The 20,934-nt window shown below is 60.7% G+C and carries 21 protein-coding genes; 1 reads left to right on the top strand and 20 read right to left on the bottom strand.

Annotated elements, in window-relative coordinates; translation table 11 throughout:
- Positions 1 to 30 precede the first annotated feature (30 nt).
- The 4 genes from KVT38_RS13945 to KVT38_RS13930 all read right to left on the bottom strand — a co-directional run bounded on the left by KVT38_RS13945 (position 31) and on the right by KVT38_RS13930 (position 2,341).
- Positions 31 to 831 (bottom strand): HAD family hydrolase, encoded by an 801-nt coding sequence (locus tag KVT38_RS13945; protein ID WP_217594337.1) that lies wholly within the window; start codon positions 829 to 831, stop codon positions 31 to 33.
- Positions 832 to 894: 63 nt separating this feature from the next.
- Positions 895 to 1,413: a hypothetical protein gene (locus KVT38_RS13940; RefSeq protein ID WP_217594336.1), complete on the bottom strand. Its 519-nt coding sequence runs from the start codon at positions 1,411 to 1,413 to the stop codon at positions 895 to 897.
- A gap of 123 nt (positions 1,414 to 1,536) precedes the next feature.
- Positions 1,537 to 1,734 carry a DUF896 domain-containing protein gene (locus tag KVT38_RS13935; protein ID WP_217594335.1) on the bottom strand — a complete coding sequence of 66 codons (198 nt, stop codon included), beginning with the start codon at positions 1,732 to 1,734 and terminating at the stop codon, positions 1,537 to 1,539.
- Positions 1,735 to 1,891: 157 nt separating this feature from the next.
- On the bottom strand, positions 1,892 to 2,341 hold the full coding sequence (locus KVT38_RS13930; RefSeq protein WP_217594334.1) for a LysM peptidoglycan-binding domain-containing protein: 450 nt from the start codon (positions 2,339 to 2,341) through the stop codon (positions 1,892 to 1,894).
- Positions 2,342 to 2,504: 163 nt separating this feature from the next.
- Here KVT38_RS13930 and lexA point away from each other — a divergent pair, with 163 nt between their 5' ends.
- Positions 2,505 to 3,128: a transcriptional repressor LexA gene (gene lexA / locus KVT38_RS13925; protein ID WP_217594333.1), complete on the top strand. Its 624-nt coding sequence runs from the start codon at positions 2,505 to 2,507 to the stop codon at positions 3,126 to 3,128.
- A gap of 69 nt (positions 3,129 to 3,197) precedes the next feature.
- Here the strand turns inward: lexA and ant(6) are convergent, their stop codons facing one another.
- The 16 genes from ant(6) to KVT38_RS13845 form a co-directional block, all read right to left on the bottom strand.
- Complete coding sequence (gene ant(6), locus KVT38_RS13920) at positions 3,198 to 4,055, bottom strand: aminoglycoside 6-adenylyltransferase (RefSeq protein ID WP_217594332.1); 858 nt, start codon at positions 4,053 to 4,055, stop codon at positions 3,198 to 3,200.
- 122 nt (positions 4,056 to 4,177) lie between these two features.
- A complete protein-coding gene (gene glnA, locus KVT38_RS13915) occupies positions 4,178 to 5,506 on the bottom strand; it encodes a type I glutamate--ammonia ligase (RefSeq protein WP_217594331.1) in 1,329 nt (442 codons plus the stop codon).
- Between the two features lie 45 nt (positions 5,507 to 5,551).
- Positions 5,552 to 5,971, bottom strand: coding sequence for a MerR family transcriptional regulator (locus tag KVT38_RS13910; RefSeq protein WP_217594330.1), 420 nt, complete (start codon positions 5,969 to 5,971; stop codon positions 5,552 to 5,554).
- Positions 5,972 to 6,098: 127 nt separating this feature from the next.
- Entirely contained in the window at positions 6,099 to 7,403 is a 1,305-nt protein-coding gene (locus tag KVT38_RS13905; RefSeq protein WP_217594329.1) for a methionine gamma-lyase family protein, read from the bottom strand.
- A gap of 40 nt (positions 7,404 to 7,443) precedes the next feature.
- Complete coding sequence (gene hflX / locus KVT38_RS13900) at positions 7,444 to 8,751, bottom strand: GTPase HflX (RefSeq protein ID WP_217594328.1); 1,308 nt, start codon at positions 8,749 to 8,751, stop codon at positions 7,444 to 7,446.
- 75 nt (positions 8,752 to 8,826) lie between these two features.
- Entirely contained in the window at positions 8,827 to 9,846 is a 1,020-nt protein-coding gene (locus KVT38_RS13895; protein ID WP_217594327.1) for an AAA family ATPase, read from the bottom strand.
- A gap of 92 nt (positions 9,847 to 9,938) precedes the next feature.
- Positions 9,939 to 10,595 (bottom strand): ElyC/SanA/YdcF family protein, encoded by a 657-nt coding sequence (locus KVT38_RS13890; protein WP_217594326.1) that lies wholly within the window; start codon positions 10,593 to 10,595, stop codon positions 9,939 to 9,941.
- On the bottom strand, positions 10,592 to 11,152 hold the full coding sequence (locus KVT38_RS13885; RefSeq protein WP_217594325.1) for a ribonuclease FAU-1 family protein: 561 nt from the start codon (positions 11,150 to 11,152) through the stop codon (positions 10,592 to 10,594). Before KVT38_RS13885 ends, KVT38_RS13890 begins: the two co-directional genes overlap by 4 nt.
- A gap of 118 nt (positions 11,153 to 11,270) precedes the next feature.
- Entirely contained in the window at positions 11,271 to 11,711 is a 441-nt protein-coding gene (locus tag KVT38_RS13880; protein WP_368859094.1) for a GNAT family N-acetyltransferase, read from the bottom strand.
- A gap of 112 nt (positions 11,712 to 11,823) precedes the next feature.
- Positions 11,824 to 14,463, bottom strand: coding sequence for a transglycosylase domain-containing protein (locus KVT38_RS13875; protein ID WP_217594324.1), 2,640 nt, complete (start codon positions 14,461 to 14,463; stop codon positions 11,824 to 11,826).
- Between the two features lie 160 nt (positions 14,464 to 14,623).
- The gene (gene hfq, locus KVT38_RS13870) at positions 14,624 to 14,866 is read right to left on the bottom strand and encodes an RNA chaperone Hfq (RefSeq protein ID WP_217594323.1); all 243 of its coding nucleotides are present in this window, start codon (positions 14,864 to 14,866) and stop codon (positions 14,624 to 14,626) included.
- 52 nt (positions 14,867 to 14,918) lie between these two features.
- Positions 14,919 to 15,872, bottom strand: coding sequence for a tRNA (adenosine(37)-N6)-dimethylallyltransferase MiaA (gene miaA, locus KVT38_RS13865; RefSeq protein ID WP_217594322.1), 954 nt, complete (start codon positions 15,870 to 15,872; stop codon positions 14,919 to 14,921).
- Positions 15,869 to 16,645 (bottom strand): class I SAM-dependent methyltransferase, encoded by a 777-nt coding sequence (locus KVT38_RS13860; protein ID WP_368859096.1) that lies wholly within the window; start codon positions 16,643 to 16,645, stop codon positions 15,869 to 15,871. The genes miaA and KVT38_RS13860 overlap by 4 nt, the downstream gene beginning before the upstream one ends.
- Positions 16,646 to 16,647: 2 nt before the next feature.
- Positions 16,648 to 18,828 (bottom strand): DNA mismatch repair endonuclease MutL, encoded by a 2,181-nt coding sequence (mutL, locus tag KVT38_RS13855; protein ID WP_217594320.1) that lies wholly within the window; start codon positions 18,826 to 18,828, stop codon positions 16,648 to 16,650.
- Between the two features lie 30 nt (positions 18,829 to 18,858).
- Positions 18,859 to 20,295, bottom strand: coding sequence for a S41 family peptidase (locus KVT38_RS13850; protein ID WP_217594319.1), 1,437 nt, complete (start codon positions 20,293 to 20,295; stop codon positions 18,859 to 18,861).
- A 2-nt stretch (positions 20,296 to 20,297) separates the two neighbouring features.
- A partial coding sequence (locus KVT38_RS13845) for a MutS-related protein (RefSeq protein ID WP_483298174.1) occupies positions 20,298 to 20,934 on the bottom strand: 637 nt, incomplete at its 5' end.

Here is a 20,934-nt window from a genome sequence, read left to right as displayed (position 1 = left end):
TATCCCATTCCCGGGGATATGGCGCTTTTGTTATTCCGCGGACAGCTTGCTGAGCAGCGGCTCCAATTCGGCGAGGCTCGCGATCTCGTAGCTCGGCACGATCTCGTCGCCGCGCACGGCGTCGTGCCGGTTGATCCAGATCGAGATCATCCCGACGCCGTTGGCGCCTTTGATGTCGGTCGTGAGCTTGTCCCCGACCATGACGCAATCGCCCGCCTCAAGACCGAGGCGCTCCAGCGCATGCGCGAACAATCGCGGCGACGGCTTGCCCTCTCCGAACTGACCGGAGATGACGATCTCATCGAAGTAAGGGATCAGCTCGGGCGTCATCGCAAGCTTCTCCTCCTGCAAGTCGGGCGAACCGTTCGTTAATAGCAGAAGCTTGTAATGGCCCTTGAGCGCGTCCAGCACTTCGAACGTCTCCTCATACGCAATCGGCAGTTTCCGGCGATGGGCCGGAAATTCCTCCGCAAGCCTGGCGCCGAGCGTCGGATCGTCGACACCGAGCGCCTTGAGGCCGCGCGTCCAGGCTTCGCGTCTGTAATCGGGCACGATAGCTTCCATCCGTCTGAACATCGGATGCTCCCCGGCCTTAAAATTCCCCCATAGCCCTTCGAACGGGTTAATCCCGATCATTTGCGTAAAGGAAAACGTCTCGTACGTCTCGTAAAGCGCGCGCGCTTCGCGGCGTACCGCTTCTTCGAGCGCAACCGGATCGACGCCCGCTTCCTTCGATGCCAGCTCGCAGGTCGCTTCAAAAGCTTGCTTCACGCTGCGATCGTCCCACAGCAGCGTATCGTCCAGATCGAACATTATTGCTTGAATCTTCATCCCCGTCCATCTCTCCCGTGCGCAATCGTTGTTCGAAAACGTGTTGTTCCGTTGTCGTATCGCTTATTTGGCGCGCGTCTCCCACTCGATCTGATGCTGGCTCGCAAACTCCTTCAGCCGCGCGGACATCGCGTCCAGCGGGTACCGGTTCATCAGCTTGGAAAATACCCAGTTGCCGCCCTTGACCGGCTCGATGACGATATAACCGGGCATCTGCACGATTTTCCGCACCTCGAGCGGCTTAAGCGTCTTGTAGCCAGCGAATTTGCGCGTCTCCAACCTGTCCTTTGAGACCGACAAATACGGCCTGCGCAGGAAATAGAACACGGCGAGGAGCACATAACAGCCGACCGTCGCCCAGAACATGCCGGCGCTCTGCTTGAAGTCCGCGGACCACGGCTGGAACATCAGAATGTAAAACACGATCAACAGCACGAGCGTAAACGGCATAATGAAGCTCCGTCCCTTGAATCGGTCGATCTGGGCCACGGGCGCGGACAAGCTTTGCTTGCCTTCTTTTTTGCGGCGTTTGTTGATTTCCTTCGTATTGCGCTGTACGGCGCGTTCCCATGAACGTGACACTGCATACCCTCCTATGTATAGACGAAGCCGGCGGTTAAGCCGGCTTTGCCCCGATGCCGCATGGATAAGACCGTCCGGTAAAAAATTTAAGGACATTAATTTTCGAGCCTGCAACGCCTCGCCTTAATGCTTGATCGTATCCGCCGGAGGTTCGTCCGTCCATTCGATCTGATCGAGCTGCTGCCTGAAGTTGCGCTTGAAGTTGTCCAAATATACCTGACGCAGCTTCTGCCGCTCAACGGCTTCTTCTTCAGTCAATCCGGTCGTCTTGTGTTTATGTGCCAACTCGTTGATTCGAGCAATCAGCTTGTCGAATTCCATAGGGTCACCTCCCGTGTTGCCTCTTCTCATTTGACAATATCGCAAAGGGATTGTCAAGGCGAGGCTACAGCAAAAAGGCCGATATGCATCGGCCGATCAACATAGCATATTCAATCGCAGTCATTATTGCGATTCATTCGAACGAGAACGTGCATTCTCATCCATGGGAAGCGGACAGCTTGGCCGGAAGCACCAAGCGTTGACCGGAGGCGATGGCGGAAGAAGTTAAACCGTTGCGCTTCATAATCAAGTGAACGGCGGCTACCGTCTTCATGCCGGCAGGCTTGGCTGCTTCGGCAATCGACCAAAGCGTGTCTCCCGCGTCGACCGTCACGGTCGATTCGGACTTCGCGGCGGGATTGACTGATTGAGGCTCGGCGGATGCGCTCATCATAGACAGTCCGGCGTAAATCATCAGCGCGACGAGCGGGATCAAAATCAGTCGCAGCCCTTTGACGGAAGCGAACGTATCGACCAAGCGCGACAATCCCGCGCGCTTGACTCGTGAGTCGGAGAGAACGTCTCTCCCCGTCCCTCTCTTCCGATTCATATATGTAAATTCATTCGACTTCAGCGATTCCGAACCGAGAAGTTGTACTTGTACCATGTCATCCACCCCAAACGTTTGTTCTGATATGAGATTATCACGAACATATGTTTGAGTCAAGCATTTTGCGAACACAAGTTCTCTCAGAACGAATGTTTGTACGAACTCCGGTTCTGTGTTATAATTTGTCATATGAATTTATAGTCAGTAGGAGGGCTTCGAGGTGTCGAAGATGTCCAACCGTCAATCCGCCATTTTGGAATTTATTAAGAACGAAGTGAAGGACAAGGGCTATCCCCCTTCCGTGCGTGAGATCGGCGAAGCCGTTGGGCTCGCGTCGAGCTCTACCGTGCACGGCCATCTCGACCGTCTTGAAAAGAAAGGCCTCATTCGCCGCGATCCGACCAAGCCGCGCGCGATCGAGATTACGGACGGCGAACAAGATCCGGTCGTCCAATTCGCGCAGTCCGTTCGTTCCGTTCCGCTCGTCGGCAAGGTTACGGCAGGCGTGCCGATCACCGCGACGGAGAACATTGAGGAGTATTTCCCACTTCCCGCACAGATGGTCGGCGAGCAGACGGTATTCATGCTTTCGGTCAGAGGCGACAGCATGATCGACGCCGGCATCCACAGCGGCGATTATGTCATCGTGCGCCAGCAGCAGACCGCTACGAACGGCGATATCGTCGTCGCCATGACCGAAGAGGACGAGGCGACGGTCAAGACGTTCTACAAGGAGCGCGACCACATCCGTCTGCAACCGGAGAACAGCACGATGGAGCCGCTGCGCTTGAACAACGTGAGCATTTTGGGCAAGGTCATCGGTTTAATCCGCAGCATTCGTTAATCAACTTCAGTCACGAGACAAAGACACGGCACCCGCCGCAACGCGGATGCCGTGTCTTTGCATTTGTCATCATTCCTTCGTTTCCTCGTAGATCTTTTGCGTATAGGCCGTGATCGCTTCATCGTATGACGGGTATGCATAACCTAAGCGATCCGCGACAGTCCTCGCATAGGTTCTGAACAATTCGTGGCAGGCGAACAATGAAGTCCACGTGCGCTCATAACTATCGGCCGCATAAGTGGACAGCAATCGCTCCCAATCCGACTTCGGCAAGTACCGTTCGATGTACTTATAGTTTTTCCCCACGCTGAACGTAAAGCCGCGAACGGCCCCGATGTCCCATGCCATCATCCTGAGCAGATTTGGGCGGACGATCTCGTGAAGATGATCGACGGTAAACAAAATTTCCCTTCTCGCCAAGCCCTTCACGACATAGGTGGAGGTCATCCAAAATTCGTTGCAGCAATCGTCGAATTCCTGTTCGGTCGGCTTCTTTATCCAATATTGCCGGTCGCTCGCCACGACCTCGCGCTCGACGCGCCCGTCTTTGTCGATCAGTATGCTCACCAGGCCGTCGCTATTCGCAAAATATTCGTCGAGCTCGTCGATCGGAATCAACGTCAAGTCCAATTTATTGCCGTCCTCGAGCAGGATCAGATAAGAAAACCAATTTCCAAGCTCCGGCGGAAAAAGCGCCATCGCCTCGGGTTTTTGCAGCATGCTGCGGGTGCCGAAGAAGTCCAGCCAGTCGTCGCATCGCTTGAATGACGCCAGGTCGGTCACGAAATAGGAAACGTCGTAATCCTGAAAACGATCTTCCGCGACGTTTGGATTCGTGCGCGAACCCTCCAGCGTCGCTAACCGAATTCTGTCGTCGCTTGTGGAAAATTCGACGATCAAGCGCATCATTTCTTGCCGGCTTCTCAAGCTCAAGCCCTCCTATCAGCCTTTTCATAGCGTAGCCGTTACGATCCAAGCTAGCGGTCGCCTAAATTATAAAAGCCGATCCCGCAAAGGGATCGGCTGCCGTACTCGGTCGCGATGGGCAATCAATAGGTCGTCAAATATTGATCCCGCTCCCATTGGTGAACCTGGGTGCGATAAATGTCGTATTCGATTTCCTTCATCTCGTAGAAATGCGTGAGCGCGTGATCGCCGAGCGCGTCGCAAACGACTTCGTCGCGCAGCATCTCGGAGAGCGCTTCGCGCAGATTAAGCGGCAGGCTCGGAATGCCGGCGTCGATGCGCTCCTCGTCGCTCATGACATAAATGTTGCGGTCGACCGGCGCCGGAAGCGCCGTCTTGTTGCGAATGCCGTCCAGTCCCGCCTTCAGCATGACCGCGAGCGCCAGATACGGGTTGGCTGCCGGATCCGGATTGCGCACTTCGACGCGCGTGCTAAGTCCGCGAGAAGCCGGAATGCGGATCATCGGACTGCGGTTGCTCGCCGACCAGGCGACGTAGCAAGGCGCTTCGTAGCCGGGCACGAGACGCTTGAACGAGTTGACGGTCGGATTTGTGATGGCGGCCATGCCCCGGGCATGCTGCAGGATGCCGGCCATATAGTGGCGCGCCACCGTGCTGAGGCCCAGACGGTCGTTCGGATCGTAGAACGCATTTTCCGAGCCTTTGAACAGCGACTGATGGCAGTGCATGCCGGAGCCGTTCATGCCGTACAGCGGCTTCGGCATAAACGTCGCATGCAGGCCGTGCTTGCGGGCGACCGTCTTGACGACGAGCTTAAACGTCTGGATCTGGTCGGCCGCCTTGATGGCGTCTGCGTATTTGAAGTCGATCTCATGCTGGCCCGGCGCGACCTCATGGTGAGAAGCTTCGATCTCGAAGCCCATCTCCTCGAGTACGAGCACGATGTCGCGGCGGCAATTCTCGCCGAGATCGGTCGGTGCCAGGTCGAAGTATCCGCCCTGGTCATTGAGCTCGGTCGTAGGATTGCCCTTCTCGTCGGTCTGGAACAGGAAAAACTCGGGCTCCGGTCCGACGTTAAACGACGTATAGCCAAGCTCCTCGGCCTCTTCGAGCGCACGCTTCAAAATGCCGCGCGGATCGCCCGCGAACGGCGTGCCGTCCGGCATATAGACGTCGCAAATCAGGCGCGCGACGCGGTCTTCCGTCACCCAAGGGAAAACGACCCAGGTGTCGAGATCCGGATACAGGTACATGTCGGACTCTTCGATCCGCACATAACCTTCGATGGAGGAGCCGTCGAACATCATTTTGTTGTCCAACGCCTTCGGGAGCTGGCTTACGGGAATTTCAACGTTTTTGATGATGCCCATCAGATCGGTAAACTGAAGGCGGATGAAGCGAACGTTTTCTTCCTTGGCGATCCGAATGATATCCTCGCGCGAGTAGCTCATGACAGCCTCCTAAGAATGGTCGTTGTGGGTACAGCTACGAAAATGCTACTTGTTCTTGTAAAATCGGGACAGCTCGCCTTGAATGAGCGATACTTGGCCCGGGCGCTTGTTGCCGGACATGATCTGCTGCTTGAGCATGCGGTGAAGCTGGGATTCGGTCATCTCCCTGCGCTTGACCTCGGAAAACTCGTTGATGATCGTCGCGTCGTCCGCGCTCTCGCCGACCGGATTCATCACCTGCTTGATCCCTGCGATGTTGACGCCCTTCTCGATCAGCGCTTTGATCTCGAGCAGGCGCTCGACGTCGTTGAACGAGAACAGACGCTGATTGCCGGCCGTCCGCGCCGGCTGAATCAATTCATGCTGTTCATAATATCGTATTTGCCGGGCCGTCAGATCGGTCAGCTTCATGACAATGCCAATCGGGAACAGCGCCATATTTCTGCGTATTTCGTCGCCAGCCATATCGTATCAACCTTCCATCCGGGCGCGGAATTTTGCAACCTCTTCCATTGTAGCCCGCGCCGCAAAACGTGTCAAGGAATGTAAGGTTTAATTCCAATGAGCATACGCGGCTGCAAGGCAAGCTAGGCTATTGATCTCGCCGAACTGACATCCCGCCGAGCATGCCACGGTCATGCAGCGTCTCCCATGCTTCCCGCACCGCCAGCTTGACGTGCGCATAAGTCAGGCCGCCCTGCATATAGGCGATATACGGCTCGCGAATCGGCGCGTCCGCGGAGAGCTCCAGGCTGCCTCCTTGTATGAACGTTCCCGCCGCCATAATGACGGGATGCTCGTAACCGGGCATGTCCCAAGGCTCGGGGACGACATGGGCATCCACCGCGGCCGCGCGCTGTACCGCTTGGACGAACGCGATGAGCGGCGCTTCAGAGCCGAAAGCGATCGCCTGTATGAGGTCGGTTCGGGGCTCGTCCCAACCTGGCTTCGTCTCGAAGCCGAGCTCCGCGAACACGGCCGCGGCGAAGATGCTCCCGCGGACCGCCTGCGAGACGAGCAGCGGCGCCAGGAACAAGCCCTGGTAGATCGAGCGCGTCGTGCCGAGCATGGCGCCGACCTCGGCGCCGATGCCCGGCGCGGTCATCCGGAAGGCCGCCTGCTCGACGAGCTCCTGCCTGCCCGCGATGTAGCCGCCGCTGGCCGCGAGCCCGCCGCCCGGATTTTTAATGAGCGAGCCGGCGATCAGGTCGACGCCGACCTCGCAGGGCTCCCTCTCTTCCGTGAACTCGCCGTAGCAGTTGTCGGCGAAAATGACGGCGTCGGGTTTGATCTGCTTCAAACGCCGAACCATCTCCGCGATCTGTTCGACCGTAAAGGACGACCGCCACTCGTAGCCCCGCGACCGCTGGATCGCGAACACGCGCGTGCGCGGCGTGACGGCCGCGGCGACTGCCTCGAAGTCCACGCCGCCGTCGGCCAGCAGCGGGATCGACCTGGCGCGGATGCCCCAGTCGGCCAGCGAGCCGATGCCGTCTCCCGGCTTGCCCACGACCTTGCGAAGCGTGTCGTACGGCTCGCCGGTGACGAACAGCAGCTCGTCGCCCGGACGCAGCACGCCGAACAGCGCCGTCGAGATCGTATGCGTGCCCGACGCAAAATGAGGCCGCACCAGTGCGGCCTCCGCTCCGAAAACATTCGCGTACACGAGATCCAACACTTCGCGTCCTCTGTCGTTGTAGCCGTAGCCCGTGGAGGAGGCGAAATGGTAATCGCTCACTTTATGTTTGCGGAAAGCCCGGATGACCTTCCAGTTGTTCCGTTCCGCGATGCGGTCCGTCTCCGCGAAGCGCCCGGCGGCGAGCGTCTCCGCTCTGTCCGCCAGCCGCTGCCATTCCAGTTCCGATTGCAAATTGTCCCTGACGTCGTTATCCTTCATTTATTTCTGCTCCCATTTCCGAACCGGTTTGCGCTTTCGATTAGACCGAATTCATGTTCTCGTTTTCTACGAAATAAGTCTCAAGCGGCCTTCCGAACTTCTCCAGGTCAGCCGGATTGATCCGAAGCTTGAGCAGCAGACGATCCTCGTCCGTGCCTTGCTCCAGCACTTCGCCTACCCGATAGGCGAGTGCGGCCAGCTCGCCGCGCTCTGCGGGCAGCGACAGCGTCCTGACGTCGCCGAGCAGCTTGTCCTCGATGCGGCGCAGGAGCGTCTCCATATCCCGCGCGCTGAACGCGCTGACGCGCAGCGCGTCGGGACCGCCGGCGAGCAGACCGATCGACGCCGGCGAGCATTCGTCGATCTTGTTGTACACGAGCAGCGTCGGCTGTCCGCCGGCGCCGAGCTCGGACAGCACTTCGTCCACGACCGTCCGCTGCCGGTCCCGCATCGGGGAAGAGGCGTCGACGACATGCAGCAGCAGGTCCGCCTCGTTGACCTCTTCGAGCGTCGCGCGGAACGCCGCCACGAGATCATGCGGCAGGTTCTGAATGAAGCCGACCGTATCGGTGAGCAGCACTTCCTTGCCGCTCGGCAGCGCAAGCGCGCGGGAGGTCGGATCGAGCGTGGCGAACAGCTTGTTCTCCGCGAGCACGTCGGCGCTCGTGAGCTGACGCAGCAGCGTCGACTTGCCGGCGTTCGTGTAGCCGACGAGCGCGACTTGGACGACGCCGTTCTTTTTGCGGCGCTCGCGATGGAGCTTGCGGTGCGCCGTCACGCCTTCGAGCTGACGCTTCAGCTCGGAGATGCGGCCCCGAATATGGCGACGGTCCGTCTCGAGCTTCGTCTCGCCCGGTCCCCGCGTCCCGATGCCGCCGCCGAGTCGGGACAGGTTTTTCCCCTGTCCGGACAGTCTCGGCAGCAAGTACGACAGCTGCGCCAGCTCCACCTGCAATATGCCCTCTCGTGTCTTGGCCCTGCCGGCGAAAATGTCGAGGATGAGCTGCGTGCGATCGATAATCTTGACGTCCAGCTCCTCCTCGAGATTGCGCACTTGCACGCCGGACAGCTCCTGGTCGAAGATTGCCGTCGTCGCCCCTTCTTCGGCGATTTTCTCCTTGAGCTCCTGCGCTTTGCCTTTGCCGACGACCCATCTTGTGTCCGGAACGTCCCGGTTCTGCATCATGCGGCCGACGACTTCGACGCCCGCGGTGTCCGCCAAGTTAGCAAGTTCGTCCATCGAATGCGCCGGATCGGCGCCCGATTGACGCACGGCGTCGGTGACCAGACTGACGAGCAGCGCGCGCTCGCCTTGATCGGCACCGGTATCGTAAGAATTAGGCTTCATCTTTATCGGCTGCCTCCATTGCTTCGAATCGTCACCTTATATATACTATACCCGCAATACGACACTCTAGGCGCGCTAATTGAAGCCCCAGCCGAACGCGGGTCCCGCCTGCGTCCCGGCCGCGGGCAGCGGCTTCAGATCTTCCGGGCGAATGCCGACCAGCTCCTGCCTAGACGGCGAGGCGGACGGATATTGCTGAAGCAGCCGTACCGCCTGGTTGCGAATCGCGCGTTCGAGCATGTTGCGCACGTACCGCGCATTGCTGAACGGATGCCCTGCCGCCTCTTTTTCCTGAAGCACGTTCTGCTTGAGCTTGGCGACCGCCTGGGGCATCAGCACGTAATCGCGTTCTCTGGCCATTCCCTCGGCGATTTGAAGCAGCTGGTCGACGGTAAAGTCGGGAAAATCCATCTGGATCGGAAAACGGGACGGCAGTCCCGGGTTCGTCATCATAAACATGTCGATCTCCATCGGATAACCGGCCAGAATCAGCACGAACTGGTTGCGGTGGTCCTCCATCGCCTTGACGAGCGTATCGATCGCTTCTTTGCCAAAATCCTTTTCCCCGCCCCGGGCAAGCGAATACGCTTCGTCGACGAAAAGCACGCCCCCGAGCGCCTTCTTCACGAGATCCCGCGTCTTCTGCGCGGTATGTCCGATATATTCGCCGACAAGGTCCGCGCGTTCGACCTCGACCAGATGGCCTTTGGTCAGCAGCCCCATACTTTGGAAAAGCTTGGCAAGCAGCCTGGCGACGGTCGTCTTGCCCGTCCCCGGATTGCCTCTGAAAATCATATGGTATACGTGCGCCTGGCTATGAAGCCCCGCATCGCCCCGGTACTGGGCAATTTGAAGCAGCGCGTAAATCTCGTAGACAAGTTCCTTCACGTTGTCGAGCCCGACCATGCGCTCCAGCTCCTGCTGCCACAACGCCCAGGGGCCCGAGGACGGCAGGCCGCGGCCGGCAGCCAGCGCCTCGGAGCCGGCTGCTGCGCCGCCCGGCGCAGCGTCCTGACTGCGGAGCACGACGTTGATCTGTCTGGCGGGCCTCGCCGCGGCGGCGCTATCCCGCTCGCCCTGCGCTCTAGCATTCATGACTGGCACACACCCCGCAGACGAAAAGTCGGCGCGAACGCCGCATTATCAGTCTATTCGGGCCGGTCAGGCATCATGCAGGAGGAGCGGATTCAAAGCCACTTCTGAAGCAGCCACTTGGTGTAGGCCAGCACCTCGCGCGATCGATGGTAGGCCATGTTCATGACCTTCGAGTCGGTCACGCTCACCTGGGGCCGCTCATAACCGAGCGCCTCGGCGATGTCGAGCGACCTGGATCCATGGTACTGATGCGTGACGATCACCGCGGTGTGCCATCCTTGCGCCTGCATGATCGCCTTTGAAAATTTCAGGTTTTCGTACGTGCTGGTCGCCTTCGGCTCGATCAAAATCGCCGAATCGGGAACGCCCTGCTGCCGCAAATAATCGCGCATGCCCTCTGCTTCGGTCAGCACTGCGCCGCCGGCGTCCAGCCCGCCGGTCACGATGAATCGGCTGAATACGTTCGCCCTGTAGAGCGACAAAGCTTGATCCAGACGTTCCCGCAAACCGGGACTCGGCTTGTTGTCCCACAGGGAAGCGCCAAGCACGATCCCGACGTCGGACGGCGCCGGCAGCCCTTTCGACGGTTCGCCGCCGAATCGCCCGATGACGTAAAAAAGGCTGCCGCACCAGAGAAAAAGCGCCAGCAAGCCGGCGCTTATCACATAGACGACCGCCCGAAGACGCTTGCGGCGGGAATGAGAGAACGACGCGGCTACGACAGGTCCGCGATTGCCCGCACCGCTCATGGCGTGCCGCCCTCCCAGCCGAGACGCTCGAGAAACAGCTTGCGGTGCTTCAGGCTCATATCGAAGTAGGGGAACTTCTTCTGACGGATGAGCGATAGCAGCCGCTGCGCCGTCCGATGGGCCATCGCCGAGTCGCGCGGCGTAATATGCCCGTCGTCAAGCGCCTCCTCCAGCTCGTCCTCGTCGAGCAGCAGCGTCTCGCCGCTCGGCAGCACGACGATGTCGAGATACAGGTCGTCGAACCAGGGCACCTGTTGGTCGGTCAAGCCCTGCGTCTTGCAAATATCGATGTACCACTGCACGACCTGGCCGCGTTGATCGAACATCGTCGTCACGACAAAATGTTCGCCCCGCGGATAATGCTGCGTCCACAAATACCCTTTGTCCGCCAGGCACATCCGCTTGCCGTTGTACTCCTTCCAGAGCGGATCGCGCAGGTCTTGAATCCGGTACAGCGTCACAAACCCGCGGAAATAAGGCTCGTCCATGGGAATGCAGGCATAATTTTTTTTCAAGATGCGGCGCCAGTTGGCCCGGTCGGAAAATTTTCGTTTCATAAATCCTCTCTCGTTCACGATAATCAGGTTTACACAAAGCTTACCACAACTTGCCTTCTTGAACCAGTTTAGCCCGATTGACCACGGCAAACGCCAGCTGCGTGCCGATAATCGCCTATCAGCGCAGCGCCTTGCTCATCCTGACATGGAGAATACCCGCATCGTAAAAGGGCTCCGCCGAGATCGTCGTATAGCCCAGCTTCTCGTAAAACGGCTCGGCGCTGCATTGCGCGTCCAAAATGGCGCGCTCGTACCCTCTGGCCGCCGCATCCTGCTCCATGGCCAACACAATCAACCGGCCGATCGAGCGTCCCCGATACGGGAGCCGGACGGCGATCCGCTGCAGCTTCGCGACGCCCGGTTCGAACGTTTTCCAGCGCGCCGCGGCGACGGCCTTGCCGCCGTCCGTCACTAAAAAGTGTCTGCAGGCCGACGGAGACGCATCGTATTCGTCGACTTCTTCCTCGGGCGCAACGCCTTGCTCCATCACGAATACTTCCATCCGAACGGCAAGCCCTTGCTCCAGCTCGCTTTGCTCGGTTACCAGCTTGCACTCCACTTGCGATTCCTCCTGCCTTCTCTCTATCCGCAATGAACCTATTTTGTACAATAAACGAAAAAAAGACAAGCGCGGATACGCTTGTCTTGGGTCATGCGGCTGTGAAAGAAACTTAAGGCGTGGCCTGACTCGTCGCGTCGGTCGAAGCATCGGTTGCGGCGTCGGTCGATACCTCGGCATCGTTTTTGTGCTTTTTATCTTTTTTGCCAAACTGTTCTCCGGTCGCCGTACTCGTCGGCAACACCGTCGGCGAGGCCGTCGCGCGCGCGATCGGGCCCGTCGACTCCGTAGGCTGCGCCGAAGGCGTCGGCGTAGGTGTAGGAGTCGGCGCATCGGAAGGCGTTGACGTATCCGTCGGCGTCGGTTGTCCGCCGTCCGGCGGCGCCTCGCCCTGATTGCCGCCATCCCCGTCATCCGGACCGTCCGTCCCGTCCGAAGGCGGCTCCGTCGACTCGTCCGGGGTCGGCGTCGGCGTAGGCGTCGGGGTCGGTTCCAGTTCACTCGTCACCTCGACGGTGACACGGTTCGATTCGGCACCCTCCTTGCCGGCATTCGGATCGAACGGCTTCACGTAATAGGTGTACGTCGTATCCGGCAAGATGGACAGATCTTCGGCCGACGGCGTCACGGACTCGACCAGCAGCTTGAACTCGCTCTCGCCGCTCGCCTGGCGATAAATCTTGTACGTGATATCGTCGCCCGGCACCGCAGACCAGTTCAACGATACGGCAACCTGCTGCGAATCGTATACGCCGGTCAGGTCCGTGATCGACTGATCAGCCGTCGGCGTCGGCGTAGGCTGCTCCTGTGCCTGCTCCGGCACGGGGAACGACTGCTTCGGCTTGCCCTCGAGCGCCTTTTTCATGACTTTGGAGAACAAAGCCGCCGCCTGGCCGCTGCTTTTTTTAACGTAATGATCCTTGTCGGTCTTGTCGTAGCCCATCCAGACGGCCGCCGTATACTCCGGCGTGTAGCCGACGAACCAGACGTCGCGGTTGCCGCTGGAGCTCGCACCCTTGAGTCCGAGCTGCGTCGTGCCCGTCTTGCCGGCGACGGTACGGCCGCTGATCTGCGCTTTTGTGCCCGTGCCGCCGCTTACGACGCCCTTCATGATCTCGGTCACGTAATACGCGGTCATCGGCTTGATCACCTGGTTGTCGCCCGGCGCCTTGAACGTATAGACCGGCTTGCCGGAGGCATCGGTGATCTTCAGCACGGCGTGCGCATCCTGCAGCTGTCCGCCGTTTGCGAACGTGCCGTAGGCCCGGACCATCTGAACAGGCGTTACGCCGTTCGTCAACCCGCCGAGCGCGATCGCCAGATTATGCTTGTCTTCGCTGCCGAGCTCGATGCCCAGCTTGCCGGCGAACTTGACTCCAGTGGAGAGGCCGATCTCGTTCAGCAGCCAGACGGCCGGCTGATTGCGCGATTCGCGAATTGCTTCCTTCATCGAGACGGCCCCTATATACTTCTTCCCATTGGAGTCCGTCGGGCAATACGTGCCGTTGCCATAGCAGATCTTGTCGTCCCGGAGCGTCGAATCGGGCGTATAATCGCCCGTCTCGAGCGCAGGACCGTACGAGACGATCGGCTTGTACGAGGAACCCGGCTGGCGCCTGCTTTCCACGCGGTTCAAGCCGCTCTTTTGGTAATCGCGGCCGCCGACCATCGCCTTGAGCGAGCCGTCGTGCTGATCCATGATGACCATCGCGCCTTGAATCGGCGTGTCGTCCTCGCTTTTCTCGAAGTTGGCGTCTTCGGAAAACTCTTTCTCCATCGCGCTTTGGGCGGCGGTGTCGATCGTCGTATAGATCGTGTAGCCCCCCGACAACAGCTCTTCCTCCGTCAAGTTCAGCTTCTCCAGCGCTTCATCGATCGCATAATCGGTGTAGCTGGCGAACTTGCTCGTGCTCGTCATCGCCATCGTCGGCTTGTAGACGATCTCCGCGGCTTGCGCGCGCTCTTCCTCGGTAATCAGGCCTTGATCGGCCATCAGACGCAAAACGACGGCGCGGCGCTCCATCGAGTTGTCCGGATGCTTGTAAGGATTGTAAATGCTCGGACCTTTCGGAATCGCGGCCAGCGTAGCGATCTGCCACGTCTTCAGCTGGTCGAGATCGCCGACGCCAAAATAAAACTTCGCGGCCGTCTTGATGCCGTATTGTCCGTTGCCGAAATAGATCCGGTTCAGGTACAGCTCGAGAATCTCTTCCTTGGTCTTGTGCCGCTCAAGCGCCAATGCGATCGACGCCTCCGTGCCTTTGCGGAACCAGGTCTTGTCCGCATTCAGGAACAGATTGCGGGCGAGCTGCTGGGTAATCGTGCTGGCGCCTTCGACCATGCTGCGGGCGACGACGTCCTTGGCGAGCGCCCGTCCGATGCCGAACAGGTCGACGCCGCCGTGCTCGTAAAACCGTTTATCCTCGACCGCCACGAACGCATCGCGCACGGCTTGCGGAATATCCTTGTATTGCACGTATTCGCGGTTGCCGCCCGCGATCGATATTTTGGCGATCTGGGTGCCGTTCGCATCGGCGACGATCGTCGAACGGTCGAGATCGAGCTTGTTGAGATTGGCCGACAAAATGCGTTCGCCGTTCAAGATGACGAGCAGATACGCAACCGCCGCGGCGAGAACGGCCAGGACGGCAATGCAGATGATCCAAATGAGCGCAACTTTGCCGCGCCCGCGTTTGCGCGGCGGTTTGCCGCTTTTCCCGCTGCGGGATCGATTCGGTGCTGACTGAGCCAATAGCTTTCTCCCCTTTTACAGTACGTTTTTTCTCTGTCTATACCATACCCGCTCAAAAGAAGAACAACCCAAGTGTTGGGTTGCCCTGTGGCCTGGCTATTCAATTAGACGCTAACGGGGGACGAAAGGTTTCGTTCAGGGCCTTAGCGCCGCGCTCGCGTCAAGCGTTGGCCCCGGCGTCCTGCTGCTGCAAGGATACGTTGCGCTGCGGCATGATCGTGCTGATGGCATGCTTGTATACCATCTGCTGCCGGCCGTCGCTGTCGATGACGATCGTGAAGTTGTCGAAGGCGCGGACGACGCCGCGAATCTGAAAGCCGTTGGGCAAGTAAACGGTGACGGGCACGCTATCCTTGCGCAATTGATTCAGAAACGTATCCTGGATGTTAATGGACTTGTTCATTACCGGTATCCCCCATCGCCATTGATTTCTTTTGTAAGATTATATTCAAAGCTCATTTTAACTTTCCTGCTATTATAGCATAGATCGTTGGATAAAGATCGGAGATTTTTGCGGCGCCGTCCGTATCGATCCAGACGAGGTCCTGCATATGGCGGAACCAGGAGAGCTGGCGCTTCGCAAACCGCCGCGTATCCCGCTTGAGCATCGTTACAGCCTCATCGTACGACGCGCGTCCTTCGAGGTAGGCGACCATCTCCTTGTAGCCGAGCGCCTGCATGGACACGGACGCAGAAGTAAGGCCCGCGTCCAGCAATCCCCGCACCTCAGCCTCAAGTCCCTGCGCCAGCATGTCCTCGACACGCCGGTCGATCCTCGCGTACAGCTTGGCCCGATCCATATGGAGTCCGAGCAGCACGAGGTTGTAAGGCGACTCCTTGCGGTCTCCGCGCGCCTCGCCGAGCTGCTCCGACGCGGGGCGCCCCGTCGCCTTATGAATCTCCAGCGCGCGGATGACGCGCCTCACGTCGTTCGGGTGAAGCTTCGCCGCGGTGGCCGGATCGACGGCGGACAGCTTCGCGTGGAGCGCATCGGCGCCTTGCGAATCGGCGATCGCCTGCATCGACGCGCGGAAGTCGGGGTCGCCGCCCGATGGCTGGAACCCGAACCCGTAGCACACGGACTCGACGTACAGCCCGGTGCCGCCGACAATGAAGGGAATACGCCCGCGGCTCTGAATGTCCCGGATCGCCTCCCCGCAGGCCGCCTGGAAGTCCGCCGCCGAGAACGGCTCGTCCGGCGCCTTGATGTCGATCAGATGGTGCGGGACGCCCTCGCGCTCCGCGAGCGGCAGTTTGGCCGTGCCGATATCCCTCCCCCTGTAACCTTGCATCGACTCGCCGCTGATAATCTCGCAATCGAACGTCTTGGCGATCGCGAGGCTCGCCGCCGTCTTGCCGACGGCCGTCGGTCCGACGAGCGCGATCAGCGGGGGCTTGTTGTTCGTCATTGAATCCCGATCACTCCATAGTCCACGGCCGAATAGGAAGTCCGGACGCGCCGGAATCCGTGCCGTTCGAATTCGCCGCTCGTTCTGTGATCCTTCAGCACGACGGCGCGGCGGGCCACCCGCTTCGCCTCCGCGATCGCTTCGGCCGCGAGGGAGCGATCCTCCGCATAGGCCCGGAGCGGTCTTAAAGAGGCCGAACCTGGGACGGGCCTTGCGAACATCGGGTCAAAGTAAACGATGTCCGCGCTGCGGTTCGCCATGCCGCGCAGCGCCTCCAGATGCTGGCCGTGTATCACGTTCACCCTGCGCATCGCTTCATCGAGCTCGGGCATTCCGCTCCGGTACGCCTTCATGCCTTCTCTGACGACGACGTACAAAATGCGCGATGCCTCGATGGCCGTCACGCTGCCGCCTGCGCCCGCGGCGAAGGACAGCACGAGCGCGTCGGCGCCAAGACCCGCCGTGCAATCGACAACGGCATCGCCCGGCCTTACGCCCGTCGCTTCGACGAGCGCGTCGCCCGCGCCTTCAAGCAGACGCTTTACGCGGATCTGCGCCATGCTCGGATGGTAGAAAAGCGGCTCCGCACCGTCCGCGGCGAACCGCAAGCCCTGCGGACTTGCGACAAGGATGCCGCCGGCGGCATCCGGGTATTTGCGGGCGAGGCCTGCCAGCGTCTCGCGGCGCCGGTCGACGAAGCGGCAGCCGAGCTCGTCCGCCAGTCCCCGTGCGTAAGCGACCAGCGCCGCGTCCGGCTTTTCCGCGGTCGTCACGATCAAGACATCACCCGCTTGAACATTTTCTCGAGCTCGTAGGTCGTGAAGCTGACGACGATGGGCCGGCCGTGCGGACACGTATAAGGCTGCTTGCAGGCGGCCAGCCGGCGCAGGAGCGTTTCGCCGGCTTCGCGAGTCAGCGACTGGTTGGCCTTGATCGATGCTTTGCAGGAGCAAAGGATCGCGGCCTTCTCGCGAATCTTGTGAAGGTCGATGCCCCGCTCCTTCAAGATCCACTCCGCCATCTCCCGCACGATGTCGGCTTCGTCCCCTTCGGGGAGCCAGTGCGGCACGGCCCGTACGATAAAGGTATTGCCCCCGAAGTCCTCGAGATATACGCCCGCGAGCTCGAACCAGGGAAGCTTGCCGCGGATGATCGCGTATTCGTCCGGCGCGAAGGACAGCGTGACCGGAAGGAGCAGCTCCTGGCTAGCGGCCGCCGGATCGCCGAACTTTTCGTAATAAATCTCGTAGTGGATGCGCTCGTGGGCGGCATGCTGATCGATCAGATACAAGCCGCCGTCGTTCTGGGCGACGATGTAAGTTCCATGCAGCTGGCCGATCCAGTAGAGCTCCGGAAATTCGGGCTTCGTCTCCGCGGCCGCGGCGCCGAATGCCGCCTGCCACACCTGATCGGACAACTTGCCCGCCTCCTGCCCTCTGCTTCCGGCGTTCCAGGGATCGCGCGCCGGCGCGGCGTAGCCGCCGCCCGAAGGTCTCGCTTCCCGAACAGCATCCCGGCGGATGCTAGCCGGCGGGTCGCCGAAAGCCGATGGAGAAGAAGGCCGGACAGTTGCGCTGTCCCGCCTTCTTTCCCCGTATCCGGCCCCTTTTGAATCCGCGCTGTCGGAGAAGGAAAAGGATTCGTATTGCCGACGGTCCGGCGAGGGCAAGTGCGATACGTCTGCCGAACGTTCGCCGCCTGGCGCAGCCGAGCGCGATTCGACTCCCGGGCGTTCGCGACCTGGCGCTGGCGAGGTTGTCTCCTCGCCTGCCGGCTCCAGGCTGGGCGCAGCCTCCCGGCTGCCTGCCGCCGTCCGCTCGTTCCCCGACGGCTGCTCGTCCCCTTGCGGCCGATCGCTCCGCGCAGCTTCCGCCTCGGCTTCAACCGGCGGCAGTTGGAACCGGATCTGCTCCTGCTGCCAGACTTCGGGCTTCGGCTTGCGAACGGCCGTGCCCGACGGAATATAGGCGTAGGCTTCGAGCGCCTTTTTGACGGCCGCTTCGACGAAGACGCGCAGCTCGGCTTCCTTGCTGAACCGCACCTCGAGCTTGGCCGGGTGCACGTTCACGTCCAGCAGCGTCGGATGCATCCGCAGATGGAGCACGGACAGCGGATAGCGATTGATCGGCAGCAGCGTATGATACGCCTGCAGCAGCGGCTGCATGACGGCCGGGCTGCGCACGAACCGCCCGTTGACGATAATCGTGACCGCGGTTCGGCTCGCGCGTGTTTCGATCGGCATGGCAGTCAGCCCGGACAGCGAAAAATCGGGGCTGTCCGCCTGTATTTCGAGCATCGCCTTGGCGGGTCCCGAGCCGTAGATGGCGGCGACGACCTGCCTCAGGTCGCCGTTGCCCGGCGTCCGAAGAAGCGTAGAGCCGTTGTGGGAAAAAGTGAACGCGACGTCGGGCCGCGCAAGCGCCTGCCTGTACACGACGTCGGACAGATGCGACAGCTCGGTCTGGATCGTACGCATGTATTTGAGCCGCGCAGGCGTGTTGTAAAAGAGCTCCTTGACGGACATGTCCGTGCCTTTCGGGGAAGCTGCGTCCTCGTGGCGCTTGACGGTGCCGCCTTCGATCTCGAGCAGCCGGCCGAGACCGCCCGATTCGGAGGCGCTCAGGCAGCGCACCTTGGCGACGGAAGCGATACTCGGCAGCGCCTCTCCCCGAAAGCCGAGCGTCGAGATCTGGAACAGATCGCGGTTGGTCGCGATCTTGCTCGTCGCGTGACGTTGGAAGGCGACGAGCAGGTCGTCGGCCTCGATGCCCGCGCCGTCGTCCACGACACGGATCAGCGACAAGCCGCCTTCTTCGGCGGTGATGTCCACATGCTTCGCGCCGGCGTCGACCGCGTTTTCGATCAGCTCCTTCAGCACGGAAGCCGGGCGCTCGACGACCTCGCCCGCCGCGATCTGGTTCGAGAGATGCTCGTCCAGCTGGATGATGATTCCCATATTCGTCCCCCTTCCCGGCGTTGTGCGGCGTCAGGCCGCCGACTCGTATAGCGTGACCGTGCCGTCGCCCGCTGCCGCCCAAGTCAAGCTGCCGAACCATTTGGACAGCAGGCGGACGTCGACGTAGCTAACGCCGTTTTTGACGATGACGTGGCTGTCCGAGGCGGCGAGCCGATGCGTCGTTCCGCCCTTCGCGAGTACGATCTGCTTGGCCTTGGCGTCGTAGCTGAGCGTCGACTCGGTCGCGATGGCCCCCAGCCTCGAGCTGACGTACCAAACGCCGTTTTTCTTGACGACGGAGCCGGCGTCCGGCGAACGGACGCCGTTGACGACGAGCGCGCCGCGTCCGACGGTGAGCCGGATATCCCCGCCTCCGGCAAGACGGTAAGCCGCAAGCAGCTGCTGAAGGCCGCCGCTGACAGCGACGTCCGGCGTCAGACCGACCTTGTCCACCTTTTTGCCGTTCGGCGTCTTGTACTCCTGCACCGTCACCTTAAGCGTGCCGCCCGACGCGACGGGAATAAGCTGCTGGATGACGCCTTTGCCGTACGTATTCGTGCCGACCAGCTTCGCGACGCCGTACTCCTGGAGCGCGCCCGACAGCAGCTCCGTCGCGCTCGCACTCCCTCCGTCGACGAGTATATAAACGGGGTAATCGCGCTTCTCTCCGTGCAGCTCGATCGGCGTGTCCTTGCCGTCGCGATCGGCCACATGAGCCAGAATGCCGTCGGCGACGAACAGCGCGCCGATCTGCTGCGCCTGATCGACGTAGCCGCCGCCGTTGCCGCGCAGGTCGATGACGAGGGACGCCATCCCTTGGCCTTCGAGCGACTGCAGCTGCGATTTGAACTTGGACGCGGCGTCCGCGGAAAACGAGTCCAAACGAAGATAACCGACGCCGCTGCCCATGAGCCGCGAGGTGGTGACAGGCAGCTGCATCGAAGTCCGCGCGACGAGAAATTGCAGCTTGACCAGGCCCCGCTTGACGCCGACGTTGACGTTCGTCCCTTCCTTGCCGGCTGCCATGATCTGAATCGCGTCGATCGACTTGCCCGCGACAGCGACGCCGTCGATCGAGACGAGAGCGTCGCCCGGCATCAGGCCGGCTTTGAAGGCGGGGCTGTCCGGCACGACGTCCTCAAGGTACGTGATCCCGTCGTCCTGCGACATGACGATGCCGATGCCGACGAACGACTGGTTGATCGCGTTGGAAAAGCTCTGCAGCTCCTCGGGCGAAAAATATTGGGTATACGGATCGTCCAGCGCGTCGATCATCTCTTCGATCTCGGACTCGCTCAGCTTTTCGTCCGTCGGCTTACTGATATGGTATTCCTCCAGCAGCTGGCGCACTTCGTTGACCTGGTCCTGCGTAGCGGCGCCGGCGACGGCCGGCAGCCATAGGACGGACAGTGTCAGGCACAGGGCCGCCTTGACCAGCAAACCCGCCTTTCCTTTTGGTTTTCTCAAATTCAGTCCCCTTTTCCGATCAGTTGATTGCGCGCATCGTTCAGCCATTCCAATGCCTGCAGCGGCGTCATGCGCATGACGTCGAGCTTGCGCATCTTGTCGAGCAGCTTGTCCGCTTCCGGCGTCCGCGACTTCGCGGACTTCGCTTCTGCGGCGGCCGCCGCTTCCTCGAACATGGACAGCTGCTGCACGGCGACCGGCTGCGCCGTTTCTTGCACAGCTTCCGGCGCAGGAGATGGCGACACCGTGGCATACGGCTGCGCCGGGACAGGCGCAGCGATGCGTTCGGCAGGCGCTCCGTCCGTCCGGCTAGGCGCCGAGCCGGCGGCTTCCAGCAAGCCGTATGCGCGCTGTACGATCGAATCCGGCAAGCCGGCGAGCTGCGCACAGTAGATGCCGTAGCTCGAATCCGCCGCGCCCGCGACGAGCTTGCGAAGAAACGTGACGCCGTCCGCGCTCTCCTTGACGGCCATGCAGCCGTTGCGCAAGCCCCCAAGCGTCTCCTCCAGATGTGCCAGCTCGTGATAATGCGTAGAAACGAGCGCCTTGCAGCCGATCCGGTCGTGCACGTATTCGATGACGGATTGGGCGATCGCCATTCCCTCGTCGGTGGACGTGCCGCGGCCGAGCTCGTCGATG

Origin of the sequence: Cohnella sp. GbtcB17 (genome assembly GCF_019091135.1) — a bacterium.
In the GTDB taxonomy this organism is placed as follows: domain Bacteria; phylum Bacillota; class Bacilli; order Paenibacillales; family Paenibacillaceae; genus Cohnella.
Note: the sequence above shows the minus strand (reverse complement) of the source record. Positions and strands in the feature narration are given on the sequence as shown.